General features: G+C 62.2%; 13 protein-coding genes. 12 read left to right on the top strand and 1 reads right to left on the bottom strand.

All coding sequences use genetic code 11. The features are described 5' to 3' along the window. Window positions 1-124 precede the first annotated feature (124 nt). From pilM to eno, 12 genes are all read left to right on the top strand, one after another. Window positions 125-1,189 carry a type IV pilus assembly protein PilM gene (pilM, locus tag R1T44_RS16930; RefSeq protein WP_107335932.1) on the top strand — a complete coding sequence of 355 codons (1,065 nt, stop codon included), beginning with the start codon at window positions 125-127 and terminating at the stop codon, window positions 1,187-1,189. Beyond that, window positions 1,186-1,776, top strand: a complete 591-nt coding sequence (locus tag R1T44_RS16925) for a PilN domain-containing protein (RefSeq protein WP_064503256.1) — start codon at window positions 1,186-1,188, stop codon at window positions 1,774-1,776. The genes pilM and R1T44_RS16925 overlap by 4 nt, the downstream gene beginning before the upstream one ends. Next, complete coding sequence (locus tag R1T44_RS16920; RefSeq protein ID WP_043332958.1) at window positions 1,773-2,405, top strand: type IV pilus inner membrane component PilO; 633 nt, start codon at window positions 1,773-1,775, stop codon at window positions 2,403-2,405. The genes R1T44_RS16925 and R1T44_RS16920 overlap by 4 nt, the downstream gene beginning before the upstream one ends. Further along, window positions 2,402-2,953: a pilus assembly protein PilP gene (locus R1T44_RS16915; RefSeq protein ID WP_216060542.1), complete on the top strand. Its 552-nt coding sequence runs from the start codon at window positions 2,402-2,404 to the stop codon at window positions 2,951-2,953. The genes R1T44_RS16920 and R1T44_RS16915 overlap by 4 nt, the downstream gene beginning before the upstream one ends. 152 nt (window positions 2,954-3,105) lie before the next feature. Beyond that, complete coding sequence (locus R1T44_RS16910; protein WP_284726903.1) at window positions 3,106-5,163, top strand: type IV pilus secretin PilQ; 2,058 nt, start codon at window positions 3,106-3,108, stop codon at window positions 5,161-5,163. Continuing rightward, window positions 5,163-5,705 carry a shikimate kinase AroK gene (aroK, locus tag R1T44_RS16905; protein ID WP_240548638.1) on the top strand — a complete coding sequence of 181 codons (543 nt, stop codon included), beginning with the start codon at window positions 5,163-5,165 and terminating at the stop codon, window positions 5,703-5,705. Before R1T44_RS16910 ends, aroK begins: the two co-directional genes overlap by 1 nt. A 69-nt stretch (window positions 5,706-5,774) precedes the next feature. Next, a complete protein-coding gene (aroB, locus tag R1T44_RS16900; protein WP_317292313.1) occupies window positions 5,775-6,881 on the top strand; it encodes a 3-dehydroquinate synthase in 1,107 nt (368 codons plus the stop codon). Between the two features lie 507 nt (window positions 6,882-7,388). Further along, window positions 7,389-11,840, top strand: a complete 4,452-nt coding sequence (gltB, locus tag R1T44_RS16895) for a glutamate synthase large subunit (RefSeq protein ID WP_043332951.1) — start codon at window positions 7,389-7,391, stop codon at window positions 11,838-11,840. A gap of 77 nt (window positions 11,841-11,917) precedes the next feature. Then, window positions 11,918-13,333 (top strand): FAD-dependent oxidoreductase, encoded by a 1,416-nt coding sequence (locus tag R1T44_RS16890; protein ID WP_043332950.1) that lies wholly within the window; start codon window positions 11,918-11,920, stop codon window positions 13,331-13,333. A gap of 194 nt (window positions 13,334-13,527) precedes the next feature. Beyond that, on the top strand, window positions 13,528-15,168 hold the full coding sequence (locus R1T44_RS16885) for a CTP synthase (protein WP_043332948.1): 1,641 nt from the start codon (window positions 13,528-13,530) through the stop codon (window positions 15,166-15,168). 131 nt (window positions 15,169-15,299) lie between these two features. Beyond that, on the top strand, window positions 15,300-16,151 hold the full coding sequence (kdsA, locus tag R1T44_RS16880; protein ID WP_317292312.1) for a 3-deoxy-8-phosphooctulonate synthase: 852 nt from the start codon (window positions 15,300-15,302) through the stop codon (window positions 16,149-16,151). 102 nt (window positions 16,152-16,253) lie between these two features. Continuing rightward, on the top strand, window positions 16,254-17,543 hold the full coding sequence (gene eno / locus R1T44_RS16875; RefSeq protein ID WP_043332946.1) for a phosphopyruvate hydratase: 1,290 nt from the start codon (window positions 16,254-16,256) through the stop codon (window positions 17,541-17,543). Window positions 17,544-18,805: 1,262 nt separating this feature from the next. On the opposite strand, the gene fdxA is transcribed toward eno, so the two are convergent. Then, window positions 18,806-19,129, bottom strand: coding sequence for a ferredoxin FdxA (fdxA, locus tag R1T44_RS16870; RefSeq protein ID WP_043333067.1), 324 nt, complete (start codon window positions 19,127-19,129; stop codon window positions 18,806-18,808). Window positions 19,130-19,394 lie beyond the last annotated feature (265 nt).

Genomic DNA, 19,394 nt, shown 5'->3' with positions numbered 1-19,394 from the left:
GTTGTGTTATTCTGGGAAACATAATGTAACATCCTGGAATGATAGAGGGTGTCGCGGCAACGTCGTCAGGGAACCGGCGGCCAGCCAGTCTGGCAAGATCGTCATCAGAGCAGGGGAACGCCAATTGCTGGGACTCAAATCCGCCGGCAAGGGACTCATCGGGGTCGATATCACGTCGGCCACGGTGAAGCTCCTGGAGCTGTCCAGGCAAGGAAATCGATACCAGATCGATAGCTATGCGGTGCGTCCACTCAAGGAAGGCGCAGTCGTCGAGCGACGTATACGGGACATGGACGAAGTCGTGCTGGCCATCAAGCGCGCGGTCGAGCAGGCACAGCCGCGCTCGAAGCGTGCTGTGGTCGCGGTTCCCGCGAGCGCTGCCATCACCAAGACATTGAGCTTCCCGGCCAATCTCGCCGATGACGAGATCGAGCAGCGCATCGCGCTCGAGTCCGAGAAGCACTTTCCCTTTCCGCTGAACGATGTCGCGTTCGACTTCCAGCATCTGGGCGTCAATCCGCGCAATCCCGATCAGCAGGATCTGCTGCTGGTGGCGTGTCGCAGCCTGGACGTCGATCAGCTGACCTCGGCACTGTCCCAGGCCGGCCTCGAGCCGGCTGCCGTCGATGTCGAGACCTTCTCCCTCGAGCGCGCCTTCGGCGAGCTGCGTCATCAGTTGCCGCCGACCTACGACAACGAAGAGTGCGTTGCCGTCGTCGATATCGGCGCGACGATGACCGCCTTCCACGTCATCCAGAATGGCCGCATCGTCTACAGTCGCGACGCCGTCTTCGGTGGGCGTCAGCTGACGGACGAGATCATGAATCGCTTCGATCTCTCCAATGATGAGGCGGGCCTGGCCAAGAAGCGGGGCGGTCTGCCGGATACCTATGACAGCGAAGTGCTGGGTCCGTTCCGCGAGACGCTCATCCAGCAGATCGCACGCTCACTGCAGCTCTATTACACCGCCGGCAAGCGCCGCGAGGTGCAGCGTATCCTGCTCGGGGGCGGTACGGCCGCCATCGTCGGGCTGCGTGAAGGCCTGGCGGAACACACCGGGCTTGAAGTGATCATGGCCAACCCCTTCACTCACATGAGCGTCAATCCGCGCGTCGACATCCAGGCGCTGGCGGGCGATGCCCCGGCGATGCTCACGGCCTGCGGTCTTGCGATGAGGAAGCGCTCATGACCATCGAGATCAACCTGCTTTCCTGGCGTGAAGACCGGCGTGAGAAGCGCAGCAAGCGCTTCATGGGCATACTGGCGCTGGCGGCCGTCATCGGCATCGGTGGTGGCTATGGCATGAGCGAGTATTACCAGAGCCAGCTCGAGGCGCAGCAGCAGCGCCATGCCTTCATCGAGAAGGAAATGGCCCGCCTCAATCGTGACATCAAGGAAGTCGAGGACATAGAGGCACGCCGCACCCAGATGCTCGACCAGATAGAGCTGATCCGCAGTCTGCAGTTCTCGCGTCCGGAAACGGTACGGGTCTTCAATCAGCTGGTGACGTCTCTGGTGGACGGCGCCTGGTATCAGAGCATCAGTCGCAGCGGGCGCCAGCTCAAGGCGAATGGCACGGCGGAAAGCACGCGTCAGGTCTCCGGCCTGATGCGCGCCATTGCCCTGTCGGATTCCTTCGGCACCCCGACGCTCTCCGATGTGCAGAGCAATGACGACGATCAGCGCAGTTTCAATATCATGATTCCGGAGCGCCCGACGGGGTCGGCGCTGAGCGCTGCCGATGCGGAAAATGACAAGAAAGGAGGTCGGCGATGAGTTTCATCGATGCTGAAATCCGCCGCCTCAAGTCGACGGATTTTCGTGATCTTGATCTGAAGGAAGCCGGCATCTGGCCGGTCACGCTGCAGGCCGTGCTGGCACTCATCGTGCTGGGTGCCCTGTTCTGGGCGTCCCATTGGTTCCTTGCGGCGCCCAAGGCGGAAGACCTCGAGCGTCTGCGTGCCCAGGAAAGTCAGCTGCTCCAGCAGTTCGAGAGCAAGGCATTCAAGGCCGCCAACCTGCCGGCCATGCGCGAGCAGATGGTGGAGCTGGAGTCCCGCATGGGCCAGCTGCTGGAAATGCTGCCCACCGACGCGGAAGTCCCGGCGCTGCTGGATGACATCAGCGAGACGGCGATCAACAACCAGCTGGCGGTCGAGTACATTCGTCTGAAGCCGGCGGAGAATCGCAACTTCTACGTCGAACAACCTTTCGATATCAAGGTGCGTGGCGACTATCATCGTATCGCCGCCTTCATTTCCGGTGTCGCGGGGCTTTCACGCATCGTGACGCTGCATGATTTCGTGCTGACGCCGGTCGCCAACAGCGATGATCTCGAGCTTTCGCTGCTGGCCAAGACCTACAATTATCGTCAGACCCCGGCAACATCAGGAGGCAAGCAATGAGCCTGATGACACGTCGAAATACCGTGTTGGGAAGTGCGTTGCTGGTCACTCTGCTGGCGGGGTGTGGGGATCCGCAGCTGGGCGCGCTGGAGGGGGAGCTCGAGTCCTTGAGAGGGCGTCCTTCCGGCAAGGTGCAGGAGTTGCCGCCGCAACCCGAGTATCATCCCGTCACCTATGACATGGCGGATGCGCGCAGTCCTTTCCAGTCACGCCTGCCGGAGCCCGAAGAGGAGCTGACGGCCGTCGACAACGGTGTGCGACCGGACCTCGATCGCCCTCGTGAACCACTGGAAGCCTGGCCGATGGAGCAGCTCAGCATGGTCGGGACGCTGGATGTCGATGGCGCGCGTTCGGCGTTGATTCTGACGCCTGAGCAGGAAGTCCAGCGTGTGCGGGTCGGCAATCACATGGGCAGCAACTTCGGCAGGATCACCCGTATCGGTGATACGCAGATCGATATGGTGGAAATCGTGCCCAATGGTCAGGGCGGTTGGATAGAGCGGTCTCGCGCCATGGCGCTGAAAGAGCCCGTGTCGCAAGGTGGTTGAGATCACTGGCGTTGGCAGTAGCCATATTGTCACGGAAGACGAACGGTCGACCCGCAAGAGTTGGCGACCGACACCATAACGCTTCGATAAGAATAAGGCGCGATCAGCCCGACGGTTGAACGGAGCCACGGCGAGACAGGGGACTAGGGAACATGACGCGATTGCAACGAATGAGTCTGCTGGGGCTGGCGGCAGTCGGTAGCCTGATGGCGAATGTGGCGATGGCCGCGTCGTCGCTGCAGGACCTCAACTTCACCGCCCTCGGGGGCGACCGTATGGAGCTCAAGCTCGACTTCGTCGGCGGAGTGCCGGAGGTCAAGGGCTACCGTATCGAGACGCCGCCGCGAATCACCATCGACCTCCTGGATACCAGCAGTCAGCTCGACAAGCGTCGCTTCGATCTGGGGCTCAGCGGCGTGGACGAACTGGTGGCGCTGGAGGCCGGCTCGCGCACGCGTCTGGTCATGAAGCTCAACCAGTCCAAGCCGTACGTCACGCGCACCGAGGGCAACAGCCTCTACGTCATCATCGGCGAGCAGGGCGGTGCGCCGGGCGCTCAGCCTGCGGCTGCCTCCCAGGCGAACGCCGCCAACGTGCCGCCTGACAATCGTGCCCTGGAAGTGGCAAGCGAGCCGGCCGTCAGTGGCATCGATTTCCGTCGTGGCACGGACGGTGAAGGTCGCGTCGTGATCAACTTCAACCGCTCCAACGTCGAGTCGCGCGTCACCGAGCGCGGGCGCAAGATCTACGTCGACATCAAGGGCGTGAAGCTGCCGCCGGAGATGAATCAGGTGCTGGATGTCGGCGATTTCGCCACGCCGGTGACGCGTATCGATCCGCAGCGTACCCGTGATGGCGTGCGCATGGTGGTGGACGCCAGTGGCTACTACACCCAGCTGGCCACCCAGGCAGGCAACGAGCTGGTGCTCGAGGTCAAGCCGCTGACGCGCGAAGAGCAGGCGGAGCGCATCAAGGACAAGTTCCCCTACACCGGCAAGAAGATCTCGCTCAACTTCCAGAACATCGAAGTGCGCTCCGTGCTGCAGATCATCGCTGACTTCACCGGGCTCAATCTGGTCGCCAGTGACAACGTCACCGGCAACGTGACCCTGAACCTGAAGGAAGTGCCCTGGGATCAGGCGCTGGATCTGGTGCTCAAGTCCAATGGTCTGGCCAGTCGTCGCATGGGCAACGTGCTGATGGTCGCGCCGGCGGAAGAGCTGGCGGCACTGGAGCGCAAGGAGCTCGAGGCGAACCAGCAGGTCAAGGAGCTGGCGCCGATGACCACCGAATACATCCAGGTGCGTTATGCCAAGGCGGCGGATCTGGCGGCGTTGCTGCGCGGTGAAGGCGGTATCGGTCTGCTGTCCGAGCGGGGCCGCGTGATGGTCGATGAGCGCACCAACACCATGCTGATCCAGGATACCCGCGATACGCTCGAGTCCATTCGCGGCACGCTGGAATATCTCGATATCCCGGTGCGTCAGGTGCAGATCGAGGCGCGCATCGTCATCGCGCGCAGCAGCGTCTCCAGCGAGATCGGTGTCAATTGGGGGCTTTCCAACAGCAGCAACGGCAAGTTCGGCCTGGAAGGCGCGTCGACCGGTACGACCAGTGATGGCGGCCTGAGTGTCAATCTCGGCGATGACAGTGATCCGGGCAGTACCTTCAGCTTCGGTTACCTGTCCGGCGATATCCTGCTGGACCTGGAACTCTCGGCGCTGGAAAGCGAAGGCAAGAGCCAGACCATCTCCCAGCCCAAGATCATCACCGCCAACCAGAAGAAGGCCGTCATCAAGCAGGGTCAGGAAATCCCCTACGAGGAGGCGACCTCCAGCGGTGCGACCAACATCGAGTTCAAGGAAGCGGTGCTGGCATTGGAAGTGACGCCGCAGATCACGCCTGACAACCGCATCATCATGGATCTGTTGATCAACAATGACGATGTCTCCGATGACAGCTTCAATGGCGAACCGGCCATCGATACCAATGAAATCGAGACGCAGGTGCTGGTCAGTGACGGCGAAACCGTGGTGCTGGGCGGCATTCTGACCTCCGAGCAGATCCGCAGTGTCTTCAAGACGCCCTTCCTCGGGGACCTGCCGGTGATCGGGAATCTGTTCCGCTATACCGAAGAGTCCAACGAGAAGGTAGAATTGCTGGTATTCATTACCCCGAAGATCATCGAGGACGGCCTGGCGGTGCGCTGATGCATGTGATTCCCAACGTATTCCTTGTCGGCCCCATGGGGGCCGGCAAGAGCACTATCGGCCGCCTGCTGGCGGCCGACTTGCATCGTGAATTTTGCGATAGCGACCATGTGATTGAAGACCGCTGCGGAGCCAGCATTCCGTGGATTTTCGACGTCGAGGGCGAGTCCGGCTTTCGTGAACGTGAGCAGGCTGTCATCGATGAGCTGACCTCGCTCAAGGAAGTCGTGATGGCCACCGGTGGTGGCGCCATCATGGCGGAGGCCAATCGGCGCGTACTGCGCGAACGCGGCACTGTCGTGTATCTCTACGCGCCTGTCGAACAGCAGCTCAAGCGAGCCGGCCGTGATCGCAATCGTCCGCTGTTGCAGCAGGATGACCCCGGGCGGGTGCTCAAGCGCCTGTTCGAGTTGCGTGACCCGCTCTACCGCGAGACGGCCGATATCATCGTGCGTACCGATCGGCGCAGCCCTCGGGCGGTCACCAACGAGATCCGTCGCCGCATCAAGGCGCTGGCGGACCCGTTGCACGCCCCTGGCTAGTCTCATCAGCGGCTGGTGGCCCTGGCGGGCATCAGTCGCTGTCATCTGTTTCGCCCAAGGAGAATTCTGATGTCCCTGGCACCTGCTCATCGTCTTGATGTCGCGCTCGGCGAGCGTAGTTACCCCATTCATATCGGGCCGGGCCTGACCGCACGTGGTGATCTGATTCGGGAGCACCTTGCGGGGCGTCAGGTGATGATCGTCACCAACACCGTGGTGGCACCGCTGTATCTGGACGCACTGAAGGCCTCGTTGGGCGAGGGGCTCGATATCCGCGAGGTCATCCTCGACGACGGTGAGCAGACCAAGCACATGGCCAGCATCGGCCTGATCTGGGATGCCCTGCTCGAGGCCGGCTTCAATCGCCGCTGTACCTTGATCGCCCTCGGTGGTGGCGTGATCGGTGACATGACCGGCTTCGCGGCGGCCTGCTATCAGCGGGGCGCAGCCTTCATCCAGGTGCCGACCACACTGCTGTCGCAGGTGGATTCCTCGGTGGGCGGCAAGACCGGCGTCAACCATCCGCGTGGCAAGAACATGCTGGGCGCCTTCTGGCAGCCGCGTCTGGTGCTGATCGATACCGCAAGTCTCAAGACATTGCCGCAGCGTGAGCTGTCAGCGGGCATGGCCGAGGTCATCAAGTATGGTCTGCTGTGGGATGAAAGCTTCCTGAGCTGGCTGGAAGACAACATGACGGCCCTGATGGCGCTGGACGAGGCCCTGCTCGGTGAAGCCATTCGCCGCAGCTGTGCCATCAAGGCGGATGTCGTGGCGCAGGATGAGACCGAGCAGGGCGTGCGTGCGCTGCTCAATCTGGGCCACACCTTCGGGCATGCCATCGAGACGGACCAGGGCTATGGCGTCTGGCTGCACGGCGAAGCCGTCGGCACCGGCATGCTGATGGCGGCTGAGCTTTCGGCGCGCATGGGCTGGCTGTCGAGTGCGGATGTGGAGCGTGTCTCGCACATCATCGCCAAGGCAGGCTTGCCGCTGGCGGCTCCGGAAGACATGGGCGTCGAGGACTTCCTCAAGCACATGCAACTGGACAAGAAGAATGTCGACGGTCGTCTGCGCCTGATCCTGCTTGAGCGCATCGGCCGAGCGGTGATTACCGAAGAGGCGCCAGCCGGTGTGCTGGCCGACATGCTGGAGCACTGGCCACGCAGCTCTCGCTGACATCCCGGCCAGCCAGCGGCTGGTTCATGGGCGCTGCACGACCACGCAAGCCGTCACCCTCTGGGTGGCGGCTTTTCTTTTGGCGGGTGTCAGCGCGCCGTGACGGAGTCATTGGTGGAGCGTGATTCCTGAATTGGTATGCCGTATGCGTAATCGGTATGGGGTAAATCGAATAAAAACGCTGTTTTTTATTTAACCAATACTAAAGTTGCAAGGCGAAATTCATGAGGCATGTCTACCCGCTAAGCGCTTGAGCCTACAGGGTTTTTTGGTTGAAGGTTCTTCTAACCTTCGGTTTTGTCAGGTTTTTTTGGTCGATGGGCGACCTGTGGAGAATTGCGCAGGCGGGAAGCTGGGGGATATGCTCGAGGGAAATCTGGCGTCGTGTAGCGACACTGATGGCGCCACTATCGGCAGGTATAAAAATAAAGATAACCGATAACTATAACCGGGAAAATGCTTGAAAAAAAGCATCTGGACACATGATTTCTCCGTGAGGCACGCCCCATGAACAAAGGTCTCCACCATCCGGGAGAGTTCCGCGACAACTGCGGCTTCGGTCTGATCGCCCATATGGAAGGGCAGGCGAGCCACGAACTGCTGCAGACCGCCATTGAATCCCTGACCTGCATGACCCACCGTGGCGGGATTGCCGCTGACGGCAAGACCGGCGATGGCTGTGGCCTGCTGCTCAAGATGCCGGACGGCTTCATGCGCCAGATCGCTCGAGAAACCCTCGGGCTGGAACTGGGCGCCCGTTATGCCGTCGGCACGCTTTTCCTGCCTGATGATGATGCGCGTGAACAGTCCGCGCGTGACGCCTTCGAGTCGGCGCTGAGCGCGCGCAATCTCGAGGTGCTGGGCTGGCGCGACATGCCGGTAGATGACAGCGTGTGCGGCCCGATGGCCCGCGACTGCCTGCCGCGCATCCGTCAGGTCTTCGTCGGCGCTGCCGACGAGCGCACCGACATCGCCTTCAATGTCGATCTGTTCATGGCGCGTCGCTATGCCGAGCAGGCGCTGAAGAGCGAAGAGGACTTCTACGTCTGCTCGCTCTCCGGCAAGGTCATCTCCTTCAAGGGCCTGGTGATGCCGGAAGACCTTCCGCGCTTCTACAAGGACCTGGGCGACCCGCGCCTCGAGACCGCGATCTGTGTCTTCCACCAGCGCTTCTCGACCAACACCGCGCCGCGCTGGCCGCTGGCCCAGCCGTTCCGCTTCCTCGCCCACAACGGCGAGATCAATACCATCGAGGCCAACCGCGGCTGGGCCAACGCGCGCAAGGAAAACTTCGTCTCCGAGCAGCTGCCCGAGATCGCCGAGCTGGACGAGATCGTCAACACTGTCGGCTCCGATTCCTCCAGCATGGACAACATGCTGGAAGTCCTGCTGACCGGTGGCATGGATATCTATCGCGCCATCCGCATGATGGTGCCGCCGGCATGGCAGAACGTCGAGCAGATGGACTCCGATCTGCGTGCCTTCTACGAATACAACTCCATGCACATGGAGGCCTGGGACGGCCCGGCGGGCATCGTGCTCACCGACGGTCGCCACGCCGTGTGCATGCTGGACCGCAACGGCCTGCGTCCGGCGCGTTGGGTCATCACGCGCAATGGTTTCATCACCCTGGCCTCCGAGATCGGCACCTACGATTACAAGCCGGAAGATGTCGTCGCCAAGGGGCGCGTCGGGCCGGGTCAGGTGCTGGGCGTCGATACCGAGACCGGTGAAGTGCTGCACACCGATCAGGTCAGCGAGCGCCTCAAGGGCGCACATCCCTACAAGCGCTGGCTGCGAGAGAACGCCAACTATCTCGAGTCTGCACTGACCGAGCTGGCGCGTTTCCAGCCGATGGATGCCGATCAGCTGGACGTCTACCAGAAGATGTTCCAGGTCAGCTTCGAGGAGCGCGATCAGCTGCTGCGCCCGCTGGCCGAGAGCGGTCAGGAGGCGGTCGGCTCCATGGGCGATGACACGCCGATGGCCGTGCTGTCGCGCCAGAACCGCGTGCTGACCGACTACTTCCGTCAGAAGTTTGCCCAGGTCACCAATCCGCCGATCGATCCGCTGCGCGAAGCGATCGTGATGTCGCTGGAGACCTGCTGTGGCGCCGAGCTCAACATCTTCGACGCGACGCCGGAGCACGCGCATCGCCTGATCCTGACCACGCCGGTGCTGTCACCGCGCAAGTTCAATGCGCTGGTCAATCACGAAGATCCGGCCTTCACCTCGCAGACGCTCAAGCTGCACTACGATCCGGCGCAGGACTCCCTCAAGCAGGCGCTCAAGGGCCTCTGCCAGCAGGCCGAGGAAGCGGCGCGCAATGGCAAGGTGATCCTGGTACTCAGCGACTGTGGCTTGAAGAAGGGGCAGCTGCCGATCCACGCCGCTCTGGCGACTGGCGCCATCCATCATCACCTCGGTGCACTGGCCCTGCGCCCGCGCGTCAACCTGGTGATCGAGACCGGCTATGCGCGTGACGCGCACCAGATGGCAGTGCTGTTCGGGGTGGGCGCCACGGCGGTCTACCCGTACCTTGCCTATCAGGTGATGGCTGACATGCATCGCACCGGCGAGCTGTCCGGCAACCCGGCAGATGCCCGCGAGAACTATCGCAAGGGCATGCAGAAGGGCCTCTACAAGATCCTGTCCAAGATGGGCATCTCGCACATCGGCTCCTACCGTGGCTCGCAGCTGTTCGAGGCGGTCGGCCTCAACAGTGAAGTCATGGACATGTGCTTTACCGGCATGGCTTCGCGCATCGAAGGCGCCGGCTTTGCCGAGCTGCAGTTCCAGCAGGAGCTGCTGGCCCGTGAAGCCTGGCTGCCGCGCAAGCGCATCAAGCAGGGCGGGCTGGTCAAGTACGTGCATGGCGGCGAATACCACGCCTACAACCCGGATGTGGTGGTGAAGCTGCAGCAGGCCGTGCAGCAGGGTGACTACGGCAAGTGGAAGGAATTCGCGCGCCTGGTCAACGAGCGTCCGGTGGCGACCATTCGTGACCTGCTGACCCTCAAGCCGGTCGCCGAGCCGCTGCCGATCGAGGAAGTCGAGTCCGTCGAGTCATTGCTGCCGCGCTTCGACAGCGCCGGCATGTCGCTTGGCGCCCTGTCTCCCGAGGCACATGAAGCGCTGGCCCAGGCCATGAACGAGGCCGGTGGGCGCTCCAACTCCGGTGAAGGCGGTGAAGACCCGGCGCGTTACGGCACCGTGCGCTCCTCCAAGATCAAGCAGATCGCCTCCGGTCGCTTCGGTGTCACGCCGGCGTACCTGGTCAATGCCGAGGTACTGCAGATCAAGGTCGCCCAGGGCGCCAAGCCCGGTGAAGGCGGTCAGCTGCCGGGCGGCAAGGTCAACGACCTGATTGCACGTCTGCGCTACGCCGTGCCGGGGGTGACACTGATCTCTCCGCCGCCGCACCACGATATCTATTCCATCGAGGATCTGGCGCAGCTGATCTTCGATCTCAAGCAGGTCAACCCGTCGGCGCAGGTCTCGGTCAAGCTGGTCTCCGAGCCGGGGATCGGCACCATCGCCACCGGTGTCGCCAAGGCGTACGCCGACCTGATCACCGTCTCCGGCTATGACGGCGGCACCGCGGCCAGCCCGATCACCTCGATCAAGCACGCCGGTTCCCCGTGGGAGCTGGGGCTGCCCGAGGTGCATCAGGCGCTGCGCATCAACCAGCTGCGTCACAAGATCCGTCTGCAGACGGATGGCGGCCTCAAGACCGGCCTGGACGTGGTCAAGGCCGCGATCCTGGGCGCCGAGAGCTTCGGCTTCGGTACCGCGCCGATGGTCGCACTGGGCTGCAAGTACCTGCGTATCTGTCACCTGAACAACTGTGCCACCGGTGTCGCGACCCAGCACCAGGCGCTGCGTGACGAGCATTTCCGCGGCACCGTCGAGATGGTCAAGCACTACTTCCGCTTCATCGCCGAGGAAGTGCGCGAGCTGATGGCACTGCTGGGTGTGCGTCAGATCACCGACCTGATCGGTCGTACCGATCTGCTCGAAGTGCTGGAAGGTGAGACCAACGCGCAGCGTCGTCTCGACCTCACGCCGTTGCTGGGCAATGACTTCGTGCCCAAGGACGCGCCGCAGTTCTGCCAGGTCAGCCGCAACGAGCCGCATGATCCCGGTGCCAAGAACCTCGAGATGCTGGCCGCGATGGAGTCGGCGATCGACAGCCGCAGCGGTGGCGAGTTCAGCTTCCATGTCACCAACTGCGATCGCTCGGTGGGCGCGCGTGTCTCAGGTGAAATCGCCAAGCGCTATGGCGAGGCCGGGCTGGCAGGCTCGCCGCTCAAGGTCAGCCTGACCGGTGTGGCAGGCCAGAGCTTCGGTGTCTGGAACGCGCACGGACTCGAGATGCATCTGGAAGGCGACGCCAACGACTATGTCGGCAAGGGCATGAACGGCGGCAAGCTGACCATCGTGCCGCCGCGTGGTTCGCGCTTCGATAGCCACAAGACTGCCATCATCGGCAACACCTGCCTGTACGGCGCGACCGGTGGCAGGCTGTATGCCGCGGGCACCGCCGGCGAGCGCTTCGGGGTGCGTAACTCCGGTGCGCACGCCGTGATCGAAGGCGCGGGTGACCACTGCTGTGAGTACATGACTGGCGGTCTGGTGTGCGTGCTGGGCGAGACAGGCGTCAACTTCGGTGCGGGCATGACCGGCGGCTTCGCCTACGTGCTGGACGAGAATCGCGACTTCGTCGACAAGTACAACCACGAGCTGGTGGAAATCCACCGCATCAATACCGAAGCCATGGAGGCCTATCGTCGCCATCTGCGCGAAGTCATCGAGGAATATGTGGCCGAGACCGGCTCCGAACGCGGGCGCGACATCCTGCGTGATTTCCCTGACTTCGTGCGTCACTTCTGGTTGGTCAAGCCGAAGGCGGCAAGCCTCAACGGCCTGCTGGACCAGTCACGGCGTCAGCCGGAGTGATCGCATCCCTCACCCCAGCATGCCTCGGGTGAGGGCCCGCACCGCGACGGTGCCCGGATTTTGAAGGAGGATTCATCATGGCCAATCAGCTCGCCAACGACTTCCAGTTCATCGATGTGGGTCGTCAGGACCCGCAGAAGAAAGATGCTCGCGTGCGCGCACGTGAGTTCAACGAGATCTATGCCGAGTTCAAGCCGGTAGAAGCCGCCAGCCAGGCACATCGCTGCCTGGGCTGTGGCAATCCCTACTGTGAGTGGAAGTGCCCGGTACACAACTACATTCCCAACTGGCTGAAGCTGGTCTCCGAGGGCAACATCCTCGAAGCCGCCGAGCTTTCGCACCAGACCAACTCGCTGCCGGAAGTCTGTGGTCGCGTCTGCCCGCAGGACCGTCTCTGCGAGGGCGACTGCACCCTGAATGACGGCTTCGGTGCCGTCACCATCGGCTCGGTGGAGAAGTACATCACCGACACCGCCTTCGCGATGGGCTGGCGCCCCGACATGTCCAAGGTCAGCTGGACCGACAAGCGCGTCGCCATCATCGGTGCAGGCCCGGCGGGTCTCGGTGCCGCCGATATCCTGGTGCGCAATGGCGTGCGTCCAGTGATCTATGATCGCCATCCGGAAATCGGCGGTCTGCTGACCTTCGGTATCCCGGAGTTCAAGCTCGAGAAGGGCGTGATGACGCGTCGCCGCGAGATCTTCGAAGAGATGGGCATGGAGTTCCGTCTCAACGTCGAGGTCGGGCGTGATGTGACCTTCGATGCGCTGCTCGAGGAATACGATGCCGTCTTCCTTGGCATGGGGACCTACAACGCCATGAGCGGCGGCTTCCCGGGCGAGGATCTGCCGGGCGTGCACAAGGCGCTCGACTTCCTGATCGCCAACGTCAATCACTGCCTGGGCTTCGAGAAGGACCCGGCGGATTACGTCTCCATGGAAGGCAAGAAGGTCGTGGTGCTCGGCGGCGGTGATACCGCGATGGACTGCAACCGCACCTCCATCCGCCAGGGCGCGGAAAGCGTGACCTGTGCCTACCGTCGTGACGAGGCCAACATGCCGGGCTCACGCCGTGAGGTGACCAATGCCCGCGAAGAGGGCGTCGATTTCCTCTTCAACCGTCAGCCGGTGGCAGTGGTCGGCGATGGCAAGGTCGAAGGCGTCAAGGTCGTGCGCACCCGTCTGGGTGAACCGGATGCCAATGGCCGTCAGCGTCCGGAAGTGGTGCCGGGCTCTGAAGAGATTCTGCCGGCGGATGCCGTGGTCGTGGCCTTCGGTTTCCAGGCAAGCCCTGCGCCGTGGTTCGCCGACTTCGACATCGCCGTCGATGAGCGTGGCCGCATCGCGACCAGCGCCGAGCGTCATGCCTTCCAGACCACCAATGCCAAGGTCTTCGCTGGCGGTGACATGGTGCGCGGTTCCGATCTGGTGGTGACCGCCATCGATGAAGGTCGCCGTGCCGCTGAAGGGATTCTTGATTTCCTGGAAGTGTAAAGGTCATGTGACGTCACGCATCAGGCCCGCCACGGCGGGTCTGATGCGTTATGGCGGGTGCATCGGATGGCGACGCGAGATGGGCAGGTGGTGGCATTCAAATTGAGCCGGAGCAGCCTTTCCGCTAGACTGGCGACCCATCCTGATCCGTTCCCCCGGATCTCTCCTACAGCTCACGTTTTCGGCAGGTTTCCATGACACGATTTATCTTCGTGACGGGCGGCGTTGTGTCCTCGCTTGGCAAGGGCATCGCATCCGCTTCGCTGGCGGCTATTCTCGAGGCCCGTGGCCTCAAGGTCACCATCCTCAAGCTGGATCCGTACATCAACGTCGATCCGGGCACCATGAGCCCGTTCCAGCACGGCGAAGTCTTTGTCACCGAAGATGGCGCGGAAACCGACCTCGACCTCGGTCACTACGAGCGCTTCATCCGCTCGCGCATGACCCAGGGCAACAACTTCACCACCGGTCGCGTCTACGAGCACGTGCTGCGCAAGGAGCGCCGCGGTGACTACCTCGGCGGAACGGTGCAGGTCATCCCGCACATCACCGACGAGATCAAGCGTCGCGTGATCGCCGGCGGTGAAGGCTATGACGTCGCACTGGTCGAGATCGGCGGTACCGTGGGTGACATCGAGTCGCTGCCGTTCCTGGAGTCCATCCGTCAGCTGCGTGCGCAGCTGGGTGGCGAGCGTGCGCTCTTCATGCACCTGACGCTGGTGCCGTACATCAAGACGGCCGGCGAGACCAAGACCAAGCCGACCCAGCACAGCGTCAAGGAGCTGCGCTCCATCGGTATCCAGCCGGATATCCTGATCTGCCGCAGCGAAGTCGAGATCGAGGAAAGCGAGCGTCGCAAGATCTCGCTGTTCACCAACGTCGAAGAGCGTGCCGTCGTCTCCCTGCAGGATGCCGACACCATCTATCGCATTCCTTTGATGCTCCACGAAGCCGGCCTCGACGAGATCGTCTGTGACAAGTTCCGCCTGGAGGCCAAAGAGGCCGACATGTCCGAGTGGGTCGCGGTGCTCGACGCCAAGCTCAACCCGCTCAAGACCATCAACATCGCGATGGTCGGCAAGTACATGGAGCTGCTCGACGCCTACAAGTCGCTGAACGAGGCGCTGATCCACGCCGGTATCCAGGGGCGTGTGAAGGTCAACGTCGACTTCATCGACTCCGAGGAGATCGAGCGCAACGGCACCGACCGTCTGATCGGCAAGGACGCGGTGCTGGTACCGGGCGGCTTCGGCGAGCGTGGCGTGGAAGGCAAGATCGCCACTGCGCGCTTCGCGCGTGAGAACAAGGTGCCGTATCTGGGCATCTGCCTGGGCATGCAGGTTGCCGTCATCGAGTTCGCGCGTAACGTGGCGGGCTGGAGCGATGCCAACTCCACCGAGTTCACCCATGACACCCAGCACCCGGTGGTCGGTCTGATCACCGAGTGGCTGACGCCGGAAGGCAAGATCGAGACCCGCGACGCGGCGTCTGATCTGGGCGGCACCATGCGTCTCGGCGGCCAGGCCTGCAGCCTGCTCAACGGCTCCAAGGCGCATCAGGCCTACGGCAGCGACGAGATCGTCGAGCGTCACCGCCACCGCTATGAGGTCAACGACCAGTTCGTGCCGGCCCTGGAAGAAGCGGGCCTGATCTTCTCCGGTCGCAGCGTCGACAACTCGCTGGTCGAGATGGTCGAGCTGCCGGATCACCCGTGGTTCGTGGCATGTCAGTTCCACCCGGAATTCACCTCCACGCCGCGTGATGGCCATCCGCTGTTCACCGGCTTCGTGAATGCCGCGCTCAATCACAAGGCGGCGCGTACTCGCGGCGAGTGATAGGGTGTTGAGCGGGCGCCACCTCGGGTGGCGCCCGTAGGTCTTCTCCGCGGTGGTTGCATGTCTTGATGTTCGCCAGAGCATCCTCAGGCAGACTGCCGATGGACAACGATTTGATGGACGGTGCAGAGATGAGCAACGAACAACGCGTGATCGATTTTGCGGGTCTGCAAGTCGCCAACGATCGTCCGATGACGCTTTTCGGTGGCATGAACGTGCTCGAATCGCGGGAGTTGGCGCTGGAAGTCGCCGAGCAGTACGTCGAAGTGACGTCACGTCTGGGCATGCCGTACGTCTTCAAGGCCAGCTTCGACAAGGCCAATCGCAGCTCCATGCACTCCTACCGCGGTCCCGGGATGGAGAAGGGACTCGAGATTCTGGCCGAGATCAAGTCGCGCTTCGGTGTGCCGATCATCACGGACGTGCATGAGTCGCATCAGGCGGCGGCCGTGGCGGAAGTGGCCGATGTCATCCAGCTGCCGGCCTTCCTGGCGCGGCAGACGGACCTGGTCGTGGCCATGGCGCGCACCGGCGCCGTCATCAACGTCAAGAAGCCGCAGTTCCTCGCGCCGCACGAGATGCGCCATATCGTCGCCAAGTGCGGTGAAGCGGGCAATGACCGGATTCTGCTGTGCGAGCGTGGCTCCAGCTTCGGTTACAACAACCTGGTGGTCGACATGCTCGGCATGGCCGAGATGAAGGATAGCGGCCTGCCGGTATTGTTCGATGTCACCCACTCGCTGCAGCGCCCGGGCGGGCGAGCCGATTCCGCTGGCGGCCGTCGTGAGCAGGTCTTCGATCTGGCACGCTCCGGTGTCGCATTGGGGCTGGCGGGTCTGTTCCTCGAAGCGCATCCGGACCCGGACAACGCCAAGTGTGACGGTCCCTGCGCCTTGCCGCTGGACCAGCTCGAACCCTTCCTGCGCCAGCTGCAATCGCTGGATGCGCTGGTCAAGGGCTTCGCGCCGCTGGACATTCGTTGAGCAGGACTACTGGCCGTTCACCCCTGTGTGAGCGGCCTTTTTGCACTATGGGCAAGATGCCCGTCGTGGTGTTTCAATCCCCCGTGTAGAGGACGACACAAGATGGCCAATATCGTCGAAATCCGCGCCCTTGAGGTGCTCGATTCCCGTGGTAACCCGACCGTACAGGCCGAGGTCGTGCTGGAAGGTGGCCAACGCGCCAGTGCCTGCGCTCCTTCCGGTGCCTCCACCGGTTCGCGTGAAGCGCTGGAATTGCGTGATGGCGACAAGAGCCGTTATCTGGGCAAGGGCGTGCTGAAGGCAGTCGAAGCCGTCAATGGCGCGATCCGCGAGCGCCTCGTGGGCATGGATGCACTCGACCAGCGCGCGCTGGACGATGCCATGCTGGCGCTGGACGGTACCGAGAACAAGGAATCGCTGGGTGCCAACGCGATTCTTGCCGTCTCTCTGGCGGCTGCCAAGGCGGCAGCGCAGGCCAAGGGCATCGAGCTCTACGCTCACATCGCTGAGCTCTACGGCCAGCCGGGCCAGTACTCCATGCCGGTGCCGATGATGAACATCATCAACGGCGGTGAGCATGCCGACAACAATGTCGACATCCAGGAGTTCATGGTCCAGCCGGTCGGCGCGCCGACCTTCCGTGAAGCACTGCGCACCGGCGCCGAGATCTTCCACGCGCTGAAGAAGGTGCTGCAGGGTCGCGAGCTGAGCACCTCCGTGGGTGATGAAGGTGGCTTTGCACCGAACCTGGCGTCCAACTCCGAAGCACTGGCCGTCATCAAGCAGGCCGTCAGCGATGCAGGCTACACCCTGGGCACCGATGTGACCCTGGCGCTGGATTGCGCGTCTTCCGAGTTCTACAAGGACGGTCAGTACAACCTGTCCGGCGAAGGCAAGAGCTTCGACGCACGTGGTTTCGTCGACTATCTGGCCGGCCTGGCCGCGGAGTATCCGATCGTCTCCATCGAAGACGGCATGGATGAGTCCGACTGGGAAGGCTGGAAGATGCTGACCGACGAGCTGGGCGACAAGGTGCAGCTGGTCGGCGACGACCTGTTCGTCACCAACACGCGCATCCTGAGCCGTGGTATCGATGAAGGCATCGGCAACTCCATCCTGATCAAGTTCAACCAGATCGGCTCGCTGTCTGAGACCCTGGATGCGATCAAGATGGCGCAGGCCGCCGGCTTCACCGCGGTCATCTCCCACCGCAGTGGCGAGACCGAAGACACCACCATCGCCGACCTCGCCGTCGGTACCTGTGCTGGCCAGATCAAGACCGGCTCTCTGTGCCGCTCTGACCGTGTCGCCAAGTACAACCGACTGCTGGTGATCGAGCAGCAGCTGGGTGACGTGGCTTACAACGGCCTGAAAGAGATCAAGGGTCAGTAATCGCCTGTGATGTGAGGGCTCAGCGCCCAGCATCGCAGAGGTAACTTGCAACGGGGTCGTGCCTTCTGGCACGGCCCCGTTGTGCATTGCAGGCGATGATTGCGTACGTTTGAGAGGGATGCAGGAAACAGGCCGCTTTCAGGCACTGATTTCGTGTAAGCCATCTCTTACAAATCCCGCAGGACAATCGAGACACTGGCTGCGAGTCGCCTGCGGATATGAACGTATGTTCTTCAGTATCTATTTGATTTTATTGAATATATTTTCTTTGACGGCCTGTTCAGGTATAGCGGGTTAAGCGGTTTGGCTAGTTGCCTCGCCGGCGAATGCTGCCCAGAATGGCTGCATGGACGTGAGGGTGCGGCGGGACACCGCAGTCTCGGCAGGATGCCAACGGGATGATCAGAAAAGACTTGATGGCGAGACAGGACGTTTCGCCCCGCTGAGCAGGACGCTCGGCGGAAAAGGACCTGACATGGACGTCGGTAGCAGAGAGCTGCATATCTTCGCTTGAAGGAGTCAGGCGAGAGATGCCAGGGAAGCAAGGATGGCAGGCATGACACCGGAGTGTGTCTGGATCAGGATGATCCGTCGGCGATGGGAAGCGCCACACAGGCAGGAAGCACGATAACGACACGGAGTGTCGAAGAGCCCCAGGCTCTGATATGCAGTCAGGAAGCTTGCCCTTCACAGGAAGTGACGGATGACGGGACATCATCCGCGTCAGGAATGATGGGGCAGACAGCGGCAGCATCAAGTGGCAGGAAGCCACGACAAGGATGGTCGGACAAGGAATGTCGTGAGGCTGTCAGCTGCACAGGCAGGGAGCGGTACAGGCAGGACGCCGGGCAATGCATGGGCAGGACAGCAGGACAGGCAAATATATGCACTAACGGGCATTGCGGTGGGACAGCTGCGCGAGCAGTGCTGCAATGCCCGCCACGCGTGACGGTGCGCCCCGAATGACAGGACGTCGTGAAGGGCAGGGACAGCACTCAGGAGTGCGATCCAGGATGGATCGACAGGGACACGCTTGGAGCGGGCGACCTTACGGGGTCGCCCTTTTTTATGCCCGGATGTCAGAGGGCTGAGCTCCTGACATGAGCTTGAGGCACCGACTTCAGGCGCCGACTTTCGGCATCAGAGACAGAAACGGCAGCGGCTCCCGAGGGAATCGCTGCCGTTTCTGTCGTGAGAGCCGGGCTTGCCCGGTCAGGGCGGGCAAGCCACTTGCCACGCGAGATGCGGTTTGCTTGAGGGGCTTACTGCTCCAGATACTCAAGCTTGCCATCGACACCATCCCACTTCTCGGCGTCTTCCATGGCGTCCTTCTTCTCGCTGATGTTCGGCCAGACTTCGGCCAGATCGGCATTCAGCTCGATGAATTCCTTCTGGTTCTCCGGCACTTCATCTTCGGAGAAGATGGCTTCGGCGGGGCATTCCGGCTCACACAGCGCGCAGTCAATGCACTCATCCGGGTTGATCACCAGGAAGTTCGGGCCTTCGTAGAAGCAATCCACCGGGCAGACTTCCACGCAGTCGGTGTATTTGCAGCGAATGCAGTTCTCGGTGACGATGAATGCCATGCAGGTCTCCTGACGCGGATTGGCGTCTCTCTCGTAGGTCGTGGTCCAGGCGCCCACCATGTGTCGTCTCGGCGACATCATGGTCTTCAGGTTATAAGCGGCGCAGATGTTATAAGGCGTTATTCTAGTGGCGCTCTGCCGCCCCCGCAATCAGCAGGGGCGGATCGTTTTGGAATGGTGCTATGCCCGAAGGTTGCTGTCGAGCCTTGCCACTCATTCTCGAGCCTTGCCACTCATTCTCGGGCCTTGCCACTCATTCTCGGGC

Origin of the sequence: Cobetia amphilecti (assembly GCF_032923285.1) — a bacterium.
GTDB lineage: Bacteria > Pseudomonadota > Gammaproteobacteria > Pseudomonadales > Halomonadaceae > Cobetia > Cobetia amphilecti.
This window is presented reverse-complemented; position numbering and strand designations above follow the sequence as displayed.

Excerpts from the sequence above, each read along its gene's own strand:
- R1T44_RS16910 (WP_284726903.1), top strand. The coding sequence starts at position 3,106 with ATGACGCGATTGCAACGAATGAGTCTGCTGGGGCTGGCGGCAGTCGGT.
- gltB (WP_043332951.1), top strand. The coding sequence starts at position 7,389 with ATGAACAAAGGTCTCCACCATCCGGGAGAGTTCCGCGACAACTGCGGC.
- eno (WP_043332946.1), top strand. The coding sequence starts at position 16,254 with ATGGCCAATATCGTCGAAATCCGCGCCCTTGAGGTGCTCGATTCCCGT.
- R1T44_RS16920 (WP_043332958.1), top strand. The coding sequence starts at position 1,773 with ATGAGTTTCATCGATGCTGAAATCCGCCGCCTCAAGTCGACGGATTTT.
- R1T44_RS16890 (WP_043332950.1), top strand. The coding sequence starts at position 11,918 with ATGGCCAATCAGCTCGCCAACGACTTCCAGTTCATCGATGTGGGTCGT.
- R1T44_RS16925 (WP_064503256.1), top strand. The coding sequence starts at position 1,186 with ATGACCATCGAGATCAACCTGCTTTCCTGGCGTGAAGACCGGCGTGAG.
- R1T44_RS16915 (WP_216060542.1), top strand. The coding sequence starts at position 2,402 with ATGAGCCTGATGACACGTCGAAATACCGTGTTGGGAAGTGCGTTGCTG.
- R1T44_RS16885 (WP_043332948.1), top strand. The coding sequence starts at position 13,528 with ATGACACGATTTATCTTCGTGACGGGCGGCGTTGTGTCCTCGCTTGGC.
- aroK (WP_240548638.1), top strand. The coding sequence starts at position 5,163 with ATGCATGTGATTCCCAACGTATTCCTTGTCGGCCCCATGGGGGCCGGC.
- fdxA (WP_043333067.1), bottom strand. The coding sequence starts at position 19,129 with ATGGCATTCATCGTCACCGAGAACTGCATTCGCTGCAAATACACCGAC.
- kdsA (WP_317292312.1), top strand. The coding sequence starts at position 15,300 with ATGAGCAACGAACAACGCGTGATCGATTTTGCGGGTCTGCAAGTCGCC.
- aroB (WP_317292313.1), top strand. The coding sequence starts at position 5,775 with ATGTCCCTGGCACCTGCTCATCGTCTTGATGTCGCGCTCGGCGAGCGT.